The sequence below is a fragment of the Achromobacter mucicolens genome (assembly GCF_029866465.1).
Taxonomy (GTDB): Bacteria; Pseudomonadota; Gammaproteobacteria; order Burkholderiales; family Burkholderiaceae_B; genus Achromobacter; species Achromobacter mucicolens.
The window spans coordinates 5,019,149-5,038,169 of record NZ_CP123364.1; the positions used below are offsets into that span (position 1 = coordinate 5,019,149).

The 19,021-nt window shown below is 64.2% G+C and carries 17 protein-coding genes and 1 tRNA gene; 11 read left to right on the top strand and 7 right to left on the bottom strand.

Going from position 1 to position 19,021, the window contains the following annotated elements; translation table 11 throughout:
• Window positions 1-53 precede the first annotated feature (53 nt).
• Complete coding sequence (locus tag QEP15_RS22840) at window positions 54-875, bottom strand: IclR family transcriptional regulator (protein WP_128829335.1); 822 nt, start codon at window positions 873-875, stop codon at window positions 54-56.
• Between the two features lie 404 nt (window positions 876-1,279).
• On the opposite strand from QEP15_RS22840, the gene QEP15_RS22845 reads away from it, so the two are divergent.
• The 6 genes from QEP15_RS22845 to QEP15_RS22870 all read left to right on the top strand — a co-directional run bounded on the left by QEP15_RS22845 (window position 1,280) and on the right by QEP15_RS22870 (window position 6,357).
• Complete coding sequence (locus QEP15_RS22845) at window positions 1,280-2,287, top strand: 2-dehydro-3-deoxygalactonokinase (RefSeq protein WP_280148133.1); 1,008 nt, start codon at window positions 1,280-1,282, stop codon at window positions 2,285-2,287.
• Window positions 2,288-2,296: 9 nt separating this feature from the next.
• Complete coding sequence (locus QEP15_RS22850) at window positions 2,297-2,950, top strand: 2-dehydro-3-deoxy-6-phosphogalactonate aldolase (RefSeq protein WP_062839854.1); 654 nt, start codon at window positions 2,297-2,299, stop codon at window positions 2,948-2,950.
• A complete protein-coding gene (gene dgoD, locus QEP15_RS22855; RefSeq protein ID WP_056324857.1) occupies window positions 2,947-4,095 on the top strand; it encodes a galactonate dehydratase in 1,149 nt (382 codons plus the stop codon). The genes QEP15_RS22850 and dgoD overlap by 4 nt, the downstream gene beginning before the upstream one ends.
• A 26-nt stretch (window positions 4,096-4,121) precedes the next feature.
• Window positions 4,122-5,432, top strand: coding sequence for an MFS transporter (locus QEP15_RS22860; RefSeq protein ID WP_056324855.1), 1,311 nt, complete (start codon window positions 4,122-4,124; stop codon window positions 5,430-5,432).
• A gap of 296 nt (window positions 5,433-5,728) precedes the next feature.
• Entirely contained in the window at window positions 5,729-6,052 is a 324-nt protein-coding gene (locus QEP15_RS22865; protein WP_180097601.1) for a type II toxin-antitoxin system RelE/ParE family toxin, read from the top strand.
• Window positions 6,049-6,357, top strand: a complete 309-nt coding sequence (locus tag QEP15_RS22870) for a helix-turn-helix domain-containing transcriptional regulator (protein ID WP_062839856.1) — start codon at window positions 6,049-6,051, stop codon at window positions 6,355-6,357. Before QEP15_RS22865 ends, QEP15_RS22870 begins: the two co-directional genes overlap by 4 nt.
• Before the next feature lie 22 nt (window positions 6,358-6,379).
• Here QEP15_RS22870 and QEP15_RS22875 read toward each other — a convergent pair whose 3' ends face one another.
• The 4 genes from QEP15_RS22875 to htpG form a co-directional block, all read right to left on the bottom strand.
• Window positions 6,380-7,579 (bottom strand): MFS transporter, encoded by a 1,200-nt coding sequence (locus QEP15_RS22875; protein ID WP_280148134.1) that lies wholly within the window; start codon window positions 7,577-7,579, stop codon window positions 6,380-6,382.
• A 193-nt stretch (window positions 7,580-7,772) separates the two neighbouring features.
• Window positions 7,773-9,038, bottom strand: coding sequence for a type II toxin-antitoxin system HipA family toxin (locus tag QEP15_RS22880; RefSeq protein ID WP_280148135.1), 1,266 nt, complete (start codon window positions 9,036-9,038; stop codon window positions 7,773-7,775).
• Window positions 9,035-9,286 carry a helix-turn-helix domain-containing protein gene (locus tag QEP15_RS22885; RefSeq protein WP_152382716.1) on the bottom strand — a complete coding sequence of 84 codons (252 nt, stop codon included), beginning with the start codon at window positions 9,284-9,286 and terminating at the stop codon, window positions 9,035-9,037. Before QEP15_RS22885 ends, QEP15_RS22880 begins: the two co-directional genes overlap by 4 nt.
• A gap of 240 nt (window positions 9,287-9,526) precedes the next feature.
• Window positions 9,527-11,425: a molecular chaperone HtpG gene (gene htpG / locus QEP15_RS22890; protein WP_152382717.1), complete on the bottom strand. Its 1,899-nt coding sequence runs from the start codon at window positions 11,423-11,425 to the stop codon at window positions 9,527-9,529.
• Between the two features lie 208 nt (window positions 11,426-11,633).
• On the opposite strand from htpG, the gene QEP15_RS22895 reads away from it, so the two are divergent.
• The 5 genes from QEP15_RS22895 (at window position 11,634) to QEP15_RS22915 (ending at window position 17,612) form a co-directional block, all read left to right on the top strand.
• Complete coding sequence (locus QEP15_RS22895) at window positions 11,634-13,025, top strand: uracil-xanthine permease family protein (RefSeq protein ID WP_280148136.1); 1,392 nt, start codon at window positions 11,634-11,636, stop codon at window positions 13,023-13,025.
• 157 nt (window positions 13,026-13,182) lie between these two features.
• A tRNA-Leu gene (locus tag QEP15_RS22900) sits at window positions 13,183-13,267 on the top strand.
• A 324-nt stretch (window positions 13,268-13,591) separates the two neighbouring features.
• Window positions 13,592-15,739, top strand: coding sequence for a laminin G domain-containing metallophosphoesterase family protein (locus QEP15_RS22905; RefSeq protein ID WP_280148137.1), 2,148 nt, complete (start codon window positions 13,592-13,594; stop codon window positions 15,737-15,739).
• 340 nt (window positions 15,740-16,079) lie between these two features.
• Window positions 16,080-16,835: a hypothetical protein gene (locus QEP15_RS22910; RefSeq protein WP_280148138.1), complete on the top strand. Its 756-nt coding sequence runs from the start codon at window positions 16,080-16,082 to the stop codon at window positions 16,833-16,835.
• A gap of 147 nt (window positions 16,836-16,982) precedes the next feature.
• Window positions 16,983-17,612: an HAD family hydrolase gene (locus tag QEP15_RS22915; protein ID WP_280148139.1), complete on the top strand. Its 630-nt coding sequence runs from the start codon at window positions 16,983-16,985 to the stop codon at window positions 17,610-17,612.
• Window positions 17,613-17,641: 29 nt separating this feature from the next.
• Here QEP15_RS22915 and QEP15_RS22920 read toward each other — a convergent pair whose 3' ends face one another.
• Together QEP15_RS22920 and QEP15_RS22925 are read right to left on the bottom strand one after the other, a co-directional pair.
• Window positions 17,642-17,854, bottom strand: a complete 213-nt coding sequence (locus tag QEP15_RS22920; protein ID WP_226847276.1) for a hypothetical protein — start codon at window positions 17,852-17,854, stop codon at window positions 17,642-17,644.
• Window positions 17,851-19,020 carry a PepSY-associated TM helix domain-containing protein gene (locus QEP15_RS22925; RefSeq protein ID WP_280148140.1) on the bottom strand — a complete coding sequence of 390 codons (1,170 nt, stop codon included), beginning with the start codon at window positions 19,018-19,020 and terminating at the stop codon, window positions 17,851-17,853. The genes QEP15_RS22920 and QEP15_RS22925 overlap by 4 nt, the downstream gene beginning before the upstream one ends.
• Between the last annotated feature and the right edge of the window lies 1 nt (window position 19,021).

Below are 19,021 nucleotides of genomic sequence, written 5' to 3' on the forward strand. Positions count from 1 at the left end.
GATGGTCTGCGGCTTCGTCCAAGATAGAACCTTTCCGCAAGCCGATCCCCCTCTCACCCCCGCTCCACCTTCCACCCCATCTCCGCCGAAATCCCAGCCGCCGCGCCCTGCACTACCGGCACCATCTCGCGCATGCGCTCCAGCGACATATAAGGCACGGTGCTCGACACGCTGATCGCGGCCACGATGCCGCTGGAGGCATCGCGCACCGGCGCCGCCACGCAGCGGATCGAGGGCTCGTTGTCTTCCAGGTCGAACGCATAACCCTGCGACGCGTAGTCGCGCATGCGGTCGCGGAACGCCTCCCATCCCTGCTGCCCGCCCGGCGCGCGGGATGAAACGGGAGCGCCCACGCGATGCAGCGATTTCCATTGCGATTCGTCGGCGTCCAGCAACAGCGCCTTGCCGACGCCGGTTGCGGCAAGCGGCATGCGGTGGCCCACCCGCGAACGCATTTCCAATCCCTTCTTGCCCGGGATTTTTTCCAGATACAGCACGTCGTTGTTGTCGCGCACCGCCAGGTGGATGGTGTCGCCGGTCAGTTCGGCCAGGCTGTCCAGATAAGGGCGTGCCAGCGTCGCCAGCGGAAAAGCCTCGCGCGCCTGGAATCCCAGCTCGATCAGCTTGGGGCCCAGCACGTAGCCCACGCCCGGCAACGCGCGCAGGTAGCGCTCTTGCACCAGACAACTTGCCAGCCGGTGCGTGGTGCTGCGCGCCACGCCGATGCGCGCGCAGATCTCCTTCAGGTCGCGTGCGCCATCGGCGACGGCCTGCACCACGGCAAGACCGCGCATCAGCGTCTGCGTGCCGGCGGGCGCGGCGGCATCGGGGTCCAGCGGGGCGGATGGCTCGGGGGGCAGTGTGGTGGCGGTCATGTTGCGAAGAGGGCGTTGCGGCGCGGCGGGACAGATCGGCAAGCATACCCGGCGCCGCGGCACGGATACGTGAGCAAAGCGGGAATCCACGGCGCTTTTCCGGGCGAACAAGGCATGTCGCCTGCCCATACAAAGGCCACGTCAAAAGCACTTCAAAAGCATTTCAAAAGCACTTCAAAAGCACTTCAAAAGCACTTCAAATTCCCTATATGTGGGATTTAATTCTATATTTTGAGATTTTTCAAGCGCTGGACTAGAATTTTTGCCATTCGTGCGCTGTGCGTCTCCCGCGCGCGCACGGCAGATTTCAGACAACAAGGTCCGCGCTCCCCTTGCCCGGTCCCGCGCCCCACGACGGCGCTGCGACGGCGCCCGATGCGCGGCCAGAGACGAGACAGACTCTGATGAATACCGGATCGCCCGCCCGTGCGGCTCTTATCGCGCTGGATTGGGGAACCTCTTCGCTGCGCGCCTACCGCCTGGATGCCACGGGCCGCACGCTCGATACGCGCCATCTGCCCTGGGGCATCATGCGCCTGCCGCAACCGCTGCAGGACGGCGCCGCCACCACCACGCTGTCCGGCTTTGAGCTGGCGTTTGAACAGGCTTGCGGCGACTGGCTGCGCGCCGAGCCCGCCCTGCCCGTCATCGCGTGCGGCATGGTCGGCAGCGCGCAGGGCTGGAAGGAAGCCGCCTACCTGGATGTGCCCGTTGACCTGGAACGCATCGGCACGCTGCTGACGGTGGTGGAGCGCGCGGGCAGCACGCCCGTCCACATCGTTCCCGGCCTCATCCAGCGCCACGGCCTGCCCAACGTGATGCGCGGGGAAGAAACCCAGGTGTTCGGCGTGATGGCGGAAGAAGCCAACGTCAACGCCGACAGCGTGCTCATCGGACTGCCCGGCACGCACTCCAAATGGGTCAACGCGCGCCGCGGCCGCGTCACCCACTTCGACACATTCATGACCGGCGAGGTCTACGCGGCGCTGCGCGGCCACACCATTCTGGGCCGCACGATGGCTGACGCCGCCACCCCTGACCTGGCTGCCTTCGAGCGCGGCGTCAAGATCGCCGGTGCGCCAGCGGGCCGCGCGGGCGTCATGTCCACCATCTTCAGCACACGCGCGCTGGGCCTGACGGGCGAACTGGCCCCCGAATCGCAGGCGGACTATCTGTCGGGCCTCCTGATCGGCCATGAAGTCGCCGCGCTGGCCGAGATGTTGCGCCAGCAGGGCGAATTGCCGCGCATCGTGCTGTGCGGCGACCCGGCGCTGTGCAAGCGCTACACCCTGGCCATGCAGCATTACGGCCTGGGCGTGCCCGAACAGGCGCAGAACGCGACCGAGCGCGGCCTGTGGCACCTGGCCATCTGTGCCGGCCTTGTCACTCCCTCCACCCCGATCCCCGCCTAGGAACCTTCGATGAACCATCCCGGTCTCCAAACCGCCATGGCCCACTGCGGCCTGATCGCCATCCTGCGCGGCATCACGCCCGCCGAAGCCGAGCCCGTCGGGCAGGCGCTGTACGACGCAGGTTTCCGCCTGATCGAAGTGCCGCTCAATTCGCCGGATCCGCTGGACAGCATCCGCGCCATGCGCGCCGCGCTGCCCACCGACTGCCTCATCGGCGCCGGCACCGTTCTCAATCCCGACGACTGCGCACGCATCCAGCAGGCGGGCGGCGAACTCATCGTCATGCCCCACAGCGACCCGGCGGTGATCCGTCAGGCCAAAAAACTGGGCATGGCGTCCTGCCCCGGCGTCGCCACGCCCACCGAAGCCTTCGCGGCGCTGGCCGCCGGCGCCGACGTGCTGAAGATGTTCCCGGCCGAGCAGCTGGGCCCCGCCGTGCTCAAGGCCTGGCGCGCCGTCATGCGCCCGCCGATCGCCCTGGTTCCCGTGGGCGGCATCACGCCCGACAACCTTTCCAGTTACGCCCAGGCGGGCGCCAGCGGCTTCGGCCTGGGCTCCGCCTTGTACAAACCCGGCCTGTCGGCCGAAGCAACCGGCCAGAACGCGCGCGCTTTCGTCGCGGCCTGGCAACGCGCCTATCCTGCCCAGGAGACACAAGCATGAAGATCACCAAGCTCACCACCTACATCGTGCCGCCCCGGTGGTGCTTCCTGAAGATCGAGACGGACGAAGGCATCGTCGGCTGGGGTGAACCCGTCGTCGAAGGCCGCGCGCATTCGGTTGCGGCCGCCGTCGAGGAACTGTCGGACTACCTGATCGGCAAGGATCCCCGCAACATCGAAGACCACTGGACGGTCCTGTACCGCGGCGGCTTCTACCGCGGCGGCGCCATTCACATGAGCGCGCTGGCCGGCATCGACCAGGCGCTGTGGGACATCAAGGGCAAGCACCTTGGCGTACCCGTCTCGCAGCTTCTGGGCGGCAACGTGCGCGACCGCATTCGCGTGTACTCGTGGATCGGCGGCGACCGTCCCGCCGATACCGCCGCGGCCGCCAAGAGCGCCGTCGAGCGCGGCTTCACCGCCGTCAAGATGAACGGCACCGAAGAACTGCAGTACATCGACTCGTTCGACAAGGTCGAGAAGTGCCTGGAGAACGTTGCCGCCGTGCGCGACGCCGTCGGCCCGAACGTGGGCATCGGCGTGGACTTCCATGGCCGCGTCCACAAGCCCATGGCCAAGGTGCTGATGAAGGAACTTGATCCGTTCAAACTCATGTTCATCGAAGAGCCCGTGCTGAGCGAACACTACGAAGCGCTGAAGGAACTGGCGCCGCTGACGTCCACGCCCATCGCGCTGGGCGAGCGCCTGTTCTCGCGCTGGGACTTCAAGCGCGTGCTGTCCGAAGGCTACGTCGACATCATCCAGCCCGACCCGTCGCACGCCGGCGGCATCACCGAGACCCGCAAGATCGCGGCAATGGCCGAAGCCTACGACGTCGCGCTGGCGCTGCATTGCCCGCTCGGCCCCATCGCGCTGGCCACCTGCCTGCAGATCGACGCCGGCTGCTACAACGCGTTCATCCAGGAACAGAGCCTGGGCATTCACTACAACGCCGCCAACGACCTGCTCGACTACGTCAGCAACCGCGAGGTCTTTGCCTACGAGGACGGCATGGTCGCGATCCCGCAAGGTCCCGGCCTGGGCATCGACGTGAACGAGGAATACGTCAAGGAACGCGCCGCAGTGGGTCATCGCTGGCGCAACCCCATCTGGCGTCACGCCGACGGCAGCTTCGCCGAATGGTAAGCCGATAAAAGAGAGAGGAGACACCATTGTCCACCGCCGCCCACACCGGCCTGCAGAGCGCCCAGCGCCCGACCCGCAGCCGCTACATCATCATGGTGATGCTGTTCATCACCGTCGTCATCAACTACCTGGACCGCAGCAATCTGTCCATCGCCGCACCCGCCCTCAAGGACGAGTTCGGCCTGGACACCTGGCATGAAGGGCTGATCCTGTCCGCCTTCGGCTGGACCTACGCCGCCATGCAGATCCCCGGCGGCTGGCTGGTGGACCGCGTGTCCCCCCGCGTGCTGTACGCCGCCGCGCTGATCCTGTGGTCCGCGGCCACGTTCTTCATGGGCTTTGCCGGCAGCTTCGTCATCCTGTTCGTCCTGCGCCTGGCCGTGGGCGCGCTGGAGGCCCCGGCCTACCCCATCAACAACCGCGTCGTCACCACCTGGTTCCCGGAACGCGAACGCGCCACCGCCATCGGCTTCTACACGTCCGGCCAGTTCGTCGGCTTGGCGTTCCTGACGCCGGTGCTGGCCTGGTTGCAGCACCACTACGGCTGGCACATGGTGTTCGTCAGCACGGGCCTGCTGGGCATCATCTGGGGTGTGCTGTGGTTCATGATCTACCGCGAACCGCGCCAGTTCAAAGGCGCCAACGCGGCCGAGATCGAATTGATCCAGCAAGGCGGCGGCGTCGTCGACCTGGACACGCGCGTGCGCGAAAAGAAGGCCCCGTTCAATTGGAACGACCTGGGGTTGGTCATGAGCAAGCGCAAGCTGTGGGGCGTGTACCTCGGCCAGTTCTGCCTGACCTCCACGCTGTGGTTCTTCCTGACGTGGTTCCCCACGTACCTGGTCAAGTACCGCGGCATGGACTTCATCAAGTCCGGCTTCCTGGCGTCGGTGCCCTTCCTGGCCGCCTTCATCGGCGTGCTGTGCTCGGGCGTCTTATCCGACTTCCTGATCCGCCGCGGCGCAACGGTCGGCATGGCGCGCAAGCTGCCCATCATCCTGGGCCTCTTGATCTCCACGTCCATGATCGGCGCGAACTTCACCGACTCCACGCCCTGGGTCATCTTCTTCCTGGCCGTCGCGTTCTTTGGCAACGGCCTGGCGTCGATCACGTGGTCGCTGGTTTCGACACTGGCGCCTGTGCGCCTCTTGGGCCTGACCGGCGGCGTGTTCAACTTCGTCGGCAACCTGTCGTCGATCTGCACGCCCATCGTCATCGGCTTGCTGGTGTCCAAGGACAGCTTTGCGCCGGCGATCGTGTATGTATCGTCGCTGGCGTTGCTGGGCGCGCTGTCGTATATCTTGCTGGTTGGGAAGGTGGAGCGGATCGAGGCTTGAGGACTTGTCCTGGGTTTGAACCCTGGCTTGGAGTGAAGGGGCGTCCTGCGGGACGCCCTTTTTTCTTGCCGATTCCAATACGTCCGGTTTCGTCCTTCACCCAGATACAAACGACATCGTCCCCTTCCGCGTGCTCGGCCGCCGGCGTGATGAATCCATCACGCACCACCATTGCGCCGCTCCTTTCGTTCGCCGGATCATCCGTTAGCTCGCAGCCCCTTTGCGAGGAGATAAAGGAACACGGAGTCAGCGCCCCATACGGCTTGACTTTAATTCGTCAATAAACGAATATTCGCATGGTCGAAATTGAACATTACCTGGCGCCTGATGGGCATACGAATCCTTATCTCGATTGGCTGAACAGTCTGCGAGATAACCGCATCAAGGTCGCCGTCATACGGCGAGTTGCACGAATTGAACTCGGCAATTTCGGTGACCACCGCTTTTGCCGCGATGGCATCTGGGAACTGCGCATCGACATGGGGCCTGGCTACCGGCTTTACTACACACTGGTGAGACGCCGGGTCGTACTGCTTCTATGTGGCGGCGACAAAAGCACCCAATCGGCGGATCTTGCGTGCGCCGTCCGCTATCGCACAGACTGGGAACAAAGACCATGAAAAGCAGATCACACGACGAGGCGATGGCCGAGCTGTACCGCAATGACCCCGGACTGGCCGCGGACCTGATCAACAGCGTTCTGGAAGATGGGGATCAGGCAGAGCTGCTCATCGCGCTGCGTCAACTTACCCAGGCCTTCGGCGGCGTTCAGACCGTGGCATCCACGGCGCGATTGAACCCCACTCAGCTATATCGCACACTCTCCCCAAGTGGAAATCCCGGTCTTAGTAGCCTCACAGCCATCCTAAAGGCAATGGGATTGCGATTGGCCGTACAACCGTTGGAGGGGCGGCAACTCAGCTAGCAGCGTCCGGCCCTGGATAACCTCAGCAGCCCTGCATCGCCACCTTACGCCGGCGCACATTCCCGGCGCGCTGCACCAGCACCAGCGCCAGGCCGGCCGTTGCAATCACCGCGCCGGCAATCGGCACCGCCGCGTAGCCCATACCCGCCGAGATCACCGCGCCCCCGGCCGCCGCGCCCACCGCGTTGCCCAGGTTGAACGCGCCCACGTTCATCGACGAGGCCAGCCCCGGCGCATCCGTCGCGGCGCGCATCACGCCCATCTGCAGCGGGGGCACCACCGCGAACGTCGCGATGCCGAAGATCAAGAGCGCGATCGCCGCACCGACCGGCGTCGAGGCCACCCAGGGGAACGCCAACAGGTCCGCAATCACCAGCACCAGAAAGAAAATCAGCGTGCCATCGAGCGAGCGGTCGGCCATGCGCCCCCCCACGCCGTTGCCCAGCGTGAAGCCCAGACCGATCAGCACCAGCATGCCCGTCACGAAAGCCGGCGACGCGCCCGTGATCTCGGCCAGCGTCGGCGCGATGTATGTGTACAGCGTGAACATCGCGCCCGCGCCCAGCACCGTCGTCAGCAGGGCCAGCAACACCGCGGGGCTGCGCAGCACCGCCAGTTCATGACGCACGTTGGGACGACGCCCGGCCTCACCCGCAGGCAGCGCCAGCCACAGCGACAGCATTGCGATCAGGCCCAGCACCGCCGTCGCAAAGAACGACATCCGCCAACCGATCGTCTGCCCCAGCCACGTCGCGGCCGGCACCCCGCCCACGTTGGCGATGGTCAGCCCCATGAACATCGTCGCGACCGCGCTGGCCTGCTTGTGGCGCGGCACCACACTGGCGGCCACCAGCGAACCCAGGCCAAAGAACGCACCGTGGTTCAGGCTGGTCACCAGGCGGGCCAGCAACAGCGTCGTGTAGTTGGGCGACAGCGCCGACAGGATGTTGCCGATGGTGAAGATCGCCATCAGCAGGATCAGCGCCTTGCGCCGCGACCAGCGCGAGAACGCCAGCGTCATCAGCGGCGCGCCAATCATGACACCGATCGCGTAGGCGCTGACCAGCATGCCCGCGCTGGGGATGGACACGTTCACCCCCTCGGCGATGACGGGCAACAGGCCCATGGGAGAGAACTCGGTCACGCCGATGCCAAAGGCACCGACGGCAAGCGCCAACAACGGCGGGCCGGCCTTAACCGGCTGGGTTTCTTGGGGATTCATGCAAGTTCCTTGGGTTCGACGGCGCCGGCAGGACGTTCCTGGGGCGCGCCCGGCCTGAAATGGCCGGCGCATCGGATAGACAGGCGTGCAGTATGACCGCCGGATCCTTGCAGAAAAAGGCGTCTGGCGGGCAAACACTTTTGACTTCAGGTCATTAATCAGCGGATGTCAAACCCGGCGCCTGGGCGTGCCGTCAGGTATGCAGTCCCCAGCGCTTGGCATGCTTGCGCGTGTTGGTCGTGATCCATCGCGTCAGCCGCTCCAGAAGCGTCCGTTCTGTTCCCAGCCGTGCTTCGTCCCACAAGCGGGCCTTGACCCGGGCCAGCGCGTCCGGCAATGCTCCGAGAAGTGATTGCGCCACGGCAGCAACATAGCGCGGGTTAAATCCCAGATCGCGCGCCATGGCATCGAGTTGATCCTTGCCAATGGCGCCCGGCTTGTCTTCCCCGCCAATGGCAAATGCAAACCGCGCGCTCAACCCCGGGTAAATTGCCGTGCACATCAAGTCGTAGAACGGCGCAAGGACGTATTTTCCGTCGCCATCCAGAAGCACGGAGAGATTCTTTGCGTGGCTGTCGTTGTTGCCCACCATCAGGTTGAACAGAATCCACTGCAAAAATCGCTTTACGTCCGGACCACCGACACCCGTCGCCGCCAGCAACTTGCGGCAATCCAACAGCGTCGGACCGCCATCCGATTCGTACTTCACGTTCGAAGGCCTGCCCGCCAACTGGCACAGGTCCAGCTGATGCAGTCGCCGTAAACCGCCCAGTCCGTCCGGCATGCGGTCGTAACGCTGAATCAGACACGCGCGCGTTTCCGGTTGGTAAACGGCTTGCGCAACGCCCAACCCAAGTGCTGCCGCCAGTTGCATGACCAGCGCCTCGTTCAGGGCCGATGCCCATACCCCATCCAGTCCGCGGATATCCGGCTTGAGGATGTGAGTGGAGGGGGCCGCACCCTGCGGCAGTGCGGGCGAACCGTCAGGCATGACCGTCAGCAGAAGCTTGTCCTGCGCCCCCGCGAGCGAGATCCGCGTGCCTTCAACGTTCTCGGCCACCAGCGCCGGCACGCCCGTTTGCTGCAGACGCGCAGCGATTTCCGGCCAAGTCACGGGTCGATACTTGGCGGGCTGAGGAACTTCCCCCTGCGGCAAAATCGTCAAACCGCTCGCGGTGTCGCCGCCGACGCTGCGCAGCAATCCGAACACCGTCGTCGCATGCCGGCTGGCTTGCAGAAACTTGCGCACGTGGCCTTCGGGCAGCAGGTTCTCGAAGAAGGCGTGGACGGCTTCAGTGGATTGATCACCTTGCACAAGCGGTATCGACGGCGAGATTGGACGGGCGTCCGGGTGCGCGATCCACGCGTCGTCATACGCGAAGCGCAGGGGCTGCTCGTCGAACAGGCGCCCGACCTTCTGGCCATCCCGGTAGAGATCGAGCGCGTCTACGTTGCTCATGGCAGCCTCGCGCGCTTGGGTGCGATCTGCACCTCCAGCCCGAGCAGATCCAGCGCATCCAACACCTTCTGCAACTGCAGCGTCGGCTTGCCTCGCTCCAGGTCCACCACGAAGCGATTGCCGGTCCCGGACAGGCCAGCCAGATCCGCTTGCAGCAACCCCTGGGACCGCCGGACGGCTCTTACCACTTCGCCCACTTCGGCCGAGGTTTGCACCGTCACGGGAAACGCGTCGACGTTCGAAGCCATCGCCACCTCCATTTTTACCGTTCGGGAATTTTAGCTAGGTTTGAGCGCATTTGGGTCTTGTTTTTCCCGATCGGGAAGCTTTTTGCAAAATATTCAAAGAAAAACGCATTGATATTACCGATCGGGAATTTTTCAGCCTGTTTTGCACGCCTTCGCCACAAAAATTACCGATCGGGAAGCAAAGCCCCCTACAAACAAAAAGGGCGTCCTCCCGGACGCCCTACATTCACCCCAACGCGCTTACTTCAACAGCAACGCGTTCAAGCGCTTCACGAACGCCGCCGGGTCCGCAATCTGCGCGCCCTCGGCCAGCAGCGCCTGATCCAGCAGCAGACGCGCCCACTGATCGAACTCGCTGTCGTCAGCCGAACGGATACGCGCCAGCAGCGGGTGCTCGGGGTTGATCTCCAGCACCGGCTTCACGTTCGGCGCTTCCTGGCCCGCGGCCTTCAGCATGCGCAGCAGGTGCGGGCTGAGCTCGTTCTGGCCCACCACCACGCACGCCGGCGAATCCACCAGGCGCAGCGTCACGCGCACTTCCTTGACCTGATCTTCCAGCGTCTTTTGCAGGCGCTCGACCAGCGGCTTGAAGTCCTCGGCCACTTCGGCCTGGTGCTTCTTTTCTTCCTCGTCGGCCAGTTCCGCCAGATCGAGGCCGCCCTTGGCCACCGACACCAGCGGCTTGCCGTCGAATTCACGCAGGTACGACAGCATCCACTCGTCAACGCGATCCGACAGCAGCAGGACCTCGATGCCCTTCTTGCGGAAGATTTCCAGATGCGGACTGTTGCTGGCCGCGGCGAACGTGTCGGCCGTGACGTAATAGATCTTGTCCTGGCCTTCCTTCATGCGCGACACGTAGTCGGCAAACGACACCGTCTGCGCCTGATCGCCCGAGTTCGTCGACGCAAAACGCATCAGCTTGGCAATGCGCTCCAGGTTGGCCGCGTCTTCGCCCGCGCCTTCCTTCAGCACCTGGCCGAACTCCGACCAGAACGTTGCGTAGTCTTCCGGCTTGTTCTCGGCCAGGTCTTCCAGCAGCGACAGGATGCGCTTGGCCGAGCCCTCGCGGATGGCGCGCACGTCGCGGCTTTCCTGCAGGATCTCGCGCGACACGTTCAGCGGCAGGTCCGCCGAATCGATCACCCCGCGCACAAAGCGCAGGTACGACGGCAGCAGCTGATCTGCGTCGTCCATGATGAAGACGCGCTTGACGTACAGCTTCACGCCGTGGCGCCCGTCGCGGTCCCACATGTCCATGGGCGCGTGCTTGGGCACGTACAGCAGCTGCGTGTACTCGCTGCGGCCTTCGACGCGGTTGTGCGTCCAGGCCAGCGGGTCGTCGTAGTCGTGCGAAACGGTCTTGTAGAACTCGCGGTACTGCTCTTCCGTCACCTCGGACTTGTTGCGGGCCCACAGCGCATTCGCTTGGTTCACCGTCTCCAGTTCGTCGGTCTTGACCTGCTCGCCCTTCTCTTGATCCCACTCTTCCTTGGCCATGCGGATCGGCAGCGAGATGTGGTCGGAGTAGCGGCGCAGGATCTCGCGCAGCTTCCAGCCGTTCAGCAGCTCGTCCTCGTCGGCGCGCAGGTGCAGCGTCACGTCCGTGCCGCGGCCGGCCTTTTCAGCGGCGGCAATCGTGAACTCGCCTTGGCCGTCCGATTCCCACTGGATCGCTTCCGTCGAACCGGCGCGGCGGCTCACCACCGTGACCTTGTCCGCCACGATGAACGACGAATAAAAGCCCACGCCGAACTGGCCGATGAGCTGCGCATCCTTCTGCTTGTCGCCGGTCAGTTGCGAGAAGAACTCGCGCGTGCCCGAGCGGGCGATCGTGCCCAGGTTGGCCACCGCCTCGTCGCGCGACAGGCCGATGCCGTTGTCAGAAATCGTGATCGTGCGGGCGGCCTTGTCGTAGCTGACCGTGATGGCCAGTTCGCCGTTGCCTTCCAGCAACTCCGGCTGGTCGATGGCCTCGAAGCGCAGCTTGTCGCAGGCGTCCGACGCGTTCGACACCAGCTCGCGCAGGAAGATTTCCTTGTTGCTGTACAGCGAATGGATCATCAGATGAAGCAGTTGCTTCACCTCGGCCTGGAACCCCAGGGTTTCGGACGCGGAATTCGTGGCGGTTTGGCTCATAGTTCTACGTGGCTCGGAAAATAAATTAGGGACAAATATCCGGCGGCTGGGGCGGTGCGCCTGCGCAGGCGCCGGGAAACCCTACTGATGTGGGGGCCAATGGGAACTTTTCAAGGCCGGGGTGGCGGCCTTGCAACCTGACAACGGGCTGGCCCCGGTAAAATCCCGCACTTTTCTCACCTCCCCCTCCCCGGCCGGCCCTCCCGCCATGCAACCCGCCTCCCTCTCCCAACCCGCCCCCCACGGTGCGCCCGACGACGCCAACACTTCCCACGACCTGGTCTACGGCCCCGACGACCGCCCCGCGCCGCCCGTCGCCTTCGTCGCCGCCCTGCAGCACCTGCTGGCCATCCTGGTCCCCATCGTCACCCCCGGCCTGCTCATCTGCCAGGCGCTGGGCGTCAGCAGCCGCGACACCACCCTGATCGTTTCCATGTCGCTGGTCATCTCCGGCATCGCAACGTACGTCCAGTGCAAGCGCTTCGGGCCCCTGGGCGCCGGCCTGCTCATCGTGCAGGGCACCAGCTTCAACTTCGTGGGCCCCCTGATCGCCGGCGGCTCGGTCATGGTCAAGCAAGGCACGCCGGTCGAAGCCGTCATGGCCGCCATCTTCGGCGTCGTCATCGCCGGCTCCTTCGTCGAAATGGGCATCAGCCGCATCCTGCCCTTCGTCAAACGCCTCATCACCCCGCTCGTCACCGGCATCGTCGTGCTGCTGATCGGCCTGACCCTCATCAAGGTCGGCCTCATCAGCATGGGCGGCGGCTTCGGCGCCATGGCCAACGGCACCTTCGCCAGCGCCGAGAACCTGACCCTGTCCGGCCTCGTCCTGGGCACCATCATCCTGCTCAACCGCGTCCCGGTCGTCTGGATCCGCAGCACCGCGCTGGTGCTGGCACTGGCCGTCGGCTACATCGCCGCCGCCTACATGGGCCGCCTGGACTTCACCGGCGCCCGCGAAGCCGCCCTCTTCCAGGTGCCGGTCCCCCTGCACTTCGGCCTGGGATTCTCGTGGGCCTTGTTCGTGCCGATGCTGATCATCTACCTGGTCACCTCCCTGGAAGCCATCGGCGACGTCACCGCCACCAGCAAGGTATCGAAGCAGCCGGTTGAAGGTCCGCTCTGGATGCAGCGCATCAAGGGCGGCGTCCTGGTCAACGGCGCGAATTCGCTGCTGGCCGGCGTGTTCAACACGTTCCCCAGCTCGGTATTCGCGCAAAACAACGGCGTCATCCAGCTGACCGGCATCGCCAGCCGCCATGTGGGCGTGTGGATTGCCGGGATGCTGATCCTGCTGGGTCTGTTCCCGGTTGTGGCGGGTGTCCTGCAAGCGGTGCCCGAACCCGTCCTGGGCGGCGCAGCCATGGTGATGTTTGGTGCGGTTGCCGCGTCCGGGATCAACATCCTCGCGGGCATCCAGCTGGATCGCCGCGCACTGCTCATCATCGCCGTGTCTTTGGCGCTGGGATTGGGGGTATCGCAAGTGCCGGAAATCCTGTCGCACCTGCCGCACTCGGTGAAGAGCGTGCTGGAATCGGGCGTCGCCACCGGCGGGATTTGCGCGCTGGTGATGAACTGGTTCTTGCCTGAGAAGAAGTAAGGATCGAGGGGGTGCGTGTCGGGGGTATGCTGCCCCCGGGCCAGCCCCTGAACGGCAGGGCCGCCCGGCCCTCGCCTGACAAGATGCCAAAGACCGCATATAATCGCGGTCTTCGCATCTCCCGCAGCCGTCACCTGGACGCGCTCGCGACCCCCTAGCCCGGGTGGTGAAATTGGTAGACGCAGGGGACTCAAAATCCCCCGCCGCAAGGCGTGCCGGTTCGATTCCGGCCCCGGGCACCACAGATTCCATGCGTATGGCGCATTAAAGCGCTCATCGCTGCGCATTCTCCTTCGACGCCTTAATGTCCACGACGCTGGCCTGACCAAGCTGCTGGCCGAACTCCGCTTACCGATCGTGTCAGCGTTCGAGAACCACGCCCGCATATCGCGTTCACCACCAAGACCCCATAAGACACACGTCGAACTCACACGCGTCCTTGCAGAGCGCGGCAGGGACATTGGTGACGTAGGTCGTGCTTGCCCGTCAAGAAAACGCCCCAGAACATTCATCATTCCGTCACCCGCCCTCCCTAAGCTTCCCGCTTTTCCTCAAGGGCAGCAAAGATGGCGCACGACAAGCAAGACGGCAAACCTCAGATTGCCAACGATCTTCCCGCACTACCGATAGCCGCGGACCCGCGCCGTCGCAGTCTGCTCAAGGCCGGGTTCGGCGCCACCCTCCTGCCCGTAGGCGGCTCGCTGCTGCTGTCAGCCTGCTCCAGCGACGATGACGATGACCCCGCCGCGCCCGAGACCCCCGGCACGCAGCCGCAGCCTCAACCCGAACCGCAACCCCAACCCGTCAACATTTCCAGCTTCGCGGTAGCAGTACTGCCGGACACCCAGTTCTACTCCCGCTACGCCACCGACGCGGAAAACCAGCAGTTCATGCGCAAGTACGGCAACGAGCCGTTCAAGGCGCAGACGCAGTGGGTGGCCGACCATTCCAAATCGCTGGGGATCCCCTTCCTGATCCATCTGGGCGACGTGGTCGATCAGCAGAGCAAGCCGGATCAGTGGAAGGTGGCCGGTGCGGCCATGAAGATTCTGGAAGACGCCAAGGTGCCGTACTCGATCCTGGCCGGCAATCACGACGTGATCCTGGATCGCGATTACGTCGACGCCAGCAGCCAGGCCAGCGCCACGGACGCGCAGCGCAATCTAGCCAATGAGCCCTATCTGCAGACCTTCAGTGCCGATCGCGCCTCGAAGCAGGCGACGTTTGGCGGGCGTGATCCGAGCGGGTTTCACGAGTACCACGTGTTCGAGGCCGAAGGTCAGAAGTTCATGGTGCTGTCGCTGTCATGGCGCATCTCCGACGCGGCGCTGGCGTGGGCTAACCAGGTGATCCGCGCGAACCCGTCGCTGCCGGTGATCCTGGTGAACCACCAGTTGCTGAACATCGACAAGGATGGCGTCACGCCGCTGGAAGTGCCCTACGGGCTGATGCTGTGGGACAAGTTGATCCGCGACAACGATCAGATCTTCATGACGCTCAACGGCCATTATCATGGCGCGGCGCATCTGACCAAGACCAACGCGTTTGGCAATGCGGTTGAAGAAATGGTGGTGGACTACCAGATGGCCTATCAGGGCGGCAACGGCCTGATGCGCTTGTATGAATTCGACCTCAGCAACAACGAGATTCGGGTGCTGTCGTTCTCGCCGTGGGTGCCGCAAAAGCCCAAGGACACGCTCAATACGTTCGATCAGGCCATCCTGACCGGCGCGAACGAGCAGTTCACCATCAAGATGGACTTCGCCAAGCGGTTCGGCGGGTTCAACAAGGAATTCAAGGCCGCCACGCCTAGCCACACCGCGCTGATCGACCAGGCCCGCGCGTTGATCCTGGCCAACTACACGGACCCCGTCGCCGCAGAGCAAAAGCCGGCGGCCGATCCGGACGACTATCCGCAGGTGACGGGCACGCTGGCGCACTGGCGATTCTTTGGTGGCGCCAATGGTCAGCCGGTGCCGGTGGGCGAGGTGATTGCGGACCGCACGGGGCTGAATCCGATGCGCCGCGCGCCGCTCAATATCGACGGCGTGGCCGGCGCGCAGGTGGGCGACGTGGTCTGGTCGGATGATCACCACTACCTGTCGGCGGCGCCGGGCTCGGTGCGGTTCCTGAACACCGACAAGAACACGGCCCGCATGAGCTACTTCACGACGGACGCCGCGGCCATTATCAACGGCCAAACCGCGCCCAATGGTTACACGGTGGAGGCCTTCATCAAGATCGACCGCGATTGGGTGGCGTCCAAGCATGCGTGGATGAACATCATGACGCGCGACGGCAAGCGCGGAGATCTGCCGGGGTTCTCCGGGGGAGATCCGGAGTCGCCGCCGCTGCTGTTCGCCATTTCGAGCCTGCGCGAGATTCAGTGGGAAGTCGTGCCCGATGTGTCGGGCGCGCGTGGCGCCAAGGCCAACTGGTCGGGCGAGATCATTCCCGACAAGTGGATGCACGTGGCAGTGGTGAACGACGACACCACGCACGAAACCATTCTGTACGTGGAAGGCGCGCCGGTGCTGCGCAATACGTCGGACGCGCCGGGCCTGGCGACGCTGGCTGCCAATATGCCTTGGGTGATCGGCGCGGGTTCGTGGGATGGCGCGCGGGCCGATGGCTTCTTTGGCAGCGTGGGTGAGGTGCGTATTGTCGATCGGGCGCTGCAGCCGATCGACTGGCTGACCGCGCGTCGGCGTTGATCGGTGCACGCGCCGCGGTCGGCCCCTGCCGCGGCGCGTGAGTGCATGATTGCATGAGCGCATTGGTTATCAACGTCGGTTGCTCTCCGTTCCATTTGAGCATCGCGGAAAACTCCTATCTGTCTGGATTGATATCAGGTAGTACTTAAACCCGCACCCGCTAACGCGCTGCGGGTTTTTCTTCGTCTGGGATAATCCACGAGCCCTCGACCGTCAGATCCGTCAGAAGCGCGAAACGACACGACGGTAGACCGGTGTCGAAACCATGATCATGTCCGTCGAATCCCTACTCGTGACCATCGCGCATGGGATTCACCCGCGTTTGAATACCTAAACCCCTATGCCTCTGAAGACCTGGATTTCCCGCTTGCAGACCACGCGCTGCAGTTTGCTTGCCGCATTGGCCTTCTGCGTCTGCCTGCCCGCGAGTGCCACGCAGACCCCGCCACCAGACGCCGTCCAGCCGCCAACCCTAGTGTGGGGCGCCGTTCCCAGCGCGGATCTCTACCTGCTGGTGGCCAGCCCGCGTCTCAGCAAGCCCGAGCTGCAACAACTGGTGGCCGACAAGATCGGTCGTGGGATTGGCGATAACCAAACCATCACCCAGGTCTGGAGCAATGTGCCGGAACCCATCCAGCTTTGGCTCTCGATCGACCCCGCGCGGCTTCGGGACGCCAAGCTGTCAACGGATCAGGCATTGGAGGCGCTGGCTTCCAAACTGGGGATTTCCGCCCAGTCCGCCCAGGGAATCCGCCCGCCCCATGCGTGGATCTATTACGGCGCCACACGCGAGAAGTTCGAAGCCTGGAGCGATGCGCCTTCAAAGCTGGCGGACGGCACCGTCGTCAACCCATCGGAATGGGCGACATTGGCATACCTGCAAGCGCCGGACTCCTGGGAAGGCTGGAACAAGGTTGGGTTAAGCCTTACGGTGTCCGCAGAGGCGCGCCGCGATTCTTTGGAGAACGTCGTCAGCGAACGGCTGAAAGCCCTGGCGTCCCATCTGCCCGATGACGTGTCGGTACTGATCCTGCCTGCAGGCCCCCGATTGAATGAGGCCGACGGCATATTCGTCACGGTCGGGCGCGACGAGTAGCCCTCAACCGGCGCTGCTGCCTCCCTGCTCCTAAAACCCGGGGAGCAATCAAACTGCCGCACCTTTACCGCTAGAATTCCGTCGCAGTCGGGTTGGACATCACGATCCGGCCAACCAACGGAAAGCTTTATTGGCGCAGGAGGTTCAATGGCAATCAAGGCCGTGGCATTCGACGTATACGGAACCTTGGTCAACATCGATCGGCCAACCCGCCCCTTCCGCAAGCTGGTCCGCCTGCTGCACGAAGCGGGCCGCCCGCGCCAACGCGACGACGGCATTCGGGCGATGAGCAGTGCGATCGACCTGCGGCAGGCTGCCCGTTTGTTTGGCGGAATGATCAGCGAAGATGCGCTGAACGCACTCGAAGCCGAGCTGCGCGAAGAGATTGAATCCATCACGTTGTTCCCGGACGCCGCGCCAACGTTGCTGGCACTGAAGGCGCGCGGCATCAAGGTGGCGCTGTGTTCCAACCTGGCAGCGCCGTACGGCCCGCCCGTCCTGGACTTGCTGCCGTTTCAGCCGGACTTTTGCGCTTGGTCGTACGAGGCCGGGGCCCTGAAGCCACAGCCCGAGATCTATCAGTATCTGTGCGAGGGCATTGCTTGCCAGCCCGAGGAAGTCCTGATGATCGGCGACACCATCGAGGCCGATATGATCGGGCCTCGGAAGTTCGGCATGCACGGGTATCACCTGGACCGGCACGCGGCAACATCGAGTTCAGCGGAGTCCGTACGTTCGCTGAGCGATGTGCTTACGCTGATGGCCGCGCGCCATTGACGCCAGGCCGTCCGAATAAGAAGGCGGCCCTATCCGCCCCGGCGCCGCCAGGCCCACCAGACCGCCCCAATCGGCGCAAAGATCGCCAACCACGACACCCCGTCCCACACCCCATCGCCCAGCAGCGCCGACACCAGCCCCACCACCGAGGCCACGCCTAGCCAGATCGGCGCGCGGAACACCTCGCCCGCCGTTTGCAGGTTCTCGGTCCGCGCGCCGCGCGCATCAACGTTCTTGCTCATTGCGCTGCCCCTTGCCGATCACCCTGCCGCAGCGCGTTGGCGGTCTCTGCGGCATCCGGGGTCAACGATTTCGAAGCCGTTGCCGCCTTGGGCTTGCGCAGCCATAGATACAGTCCGCTACCCAGCACCACGATTGCAAAGAGATCCAGCACCGCCCAAAGAATCTTGAGCGGCAGGCCGCCGTAATCCCCAAAGTGCAGCGGCTGCGATAGGAACAGGGTCTTTACGTACCAGGGCATCTCTCGCGTGTCGGTCAGCTCGCCGTTAGTGGCGTCCACCAGCGCGGGCTTTAGCAGGCGCGAGGTCACGGGTGTGTTGCCCTTCATGAAGAACGTGTAGTGATGCGGGCTGGAAAACATCGTCCCCGGAAACGCGACAAGGCTCACGGCCATGTCCGGCACGGCGGCGCGTGCCGTGCGGATGGAAGCTTCCAGATGCGCGGGCTGCGTGACGGGCGGCAGGCCGCGGAACGGCGCGGTCATTTCCGCCATCTGGTCCATCTGCCAGAGGCTAAGCACGACGCGGTTCAGTGTATTGATGCTGCCCGTGATGCCAACAACCAGCAGCCACACCACCGTGACAATGCCCAACAGGTTATGCCAGTCCAGCCATTTGACCCGGGTGCTGCGCTGGGTGCGCAGCGCGCCAAATTTCAGGCGGCGCATGAAGGGGTAATACAGCACCACACCGGACACGATGGCGACCACCATCAAAAGGCCCATCGCACCCAGGAACAGCATCCCCGGCAAGCCGGCGAACATGTCGGTATGCAGCTTGAGCATGACGTACATGAAGCCTTCGTCGGTGGCCGGTTCGTCCAGGACCTTGGCCGTGCGCGAGTCGATGACGACGGCGTTGTTCTCCTCGGGCGGCGCGTCGACGGCGCTGGCCATGGAGACATACGTAATGTCGGGATGCTCGTCCTGATCCCAGAACATGTAGCGGATGACTTCGCCCGGGCGGCGCTCCAGCGCGGTCTGGGCGATCTGGTCCATGCTGGCGTTGGGCGTGCCGGCGGGCATGGGCGGCGCTTCGACGACGCCCGACAGGTGCTCAATCTCTTCGTGGAAGATCAAGGGTAGTCCGGTCAGACACAGCAGCAGCATGAAGACCGTGCAGACCAGGCTGCTCCACTTGTGTATCCAGGACCAGGCTTGCGTGGACATC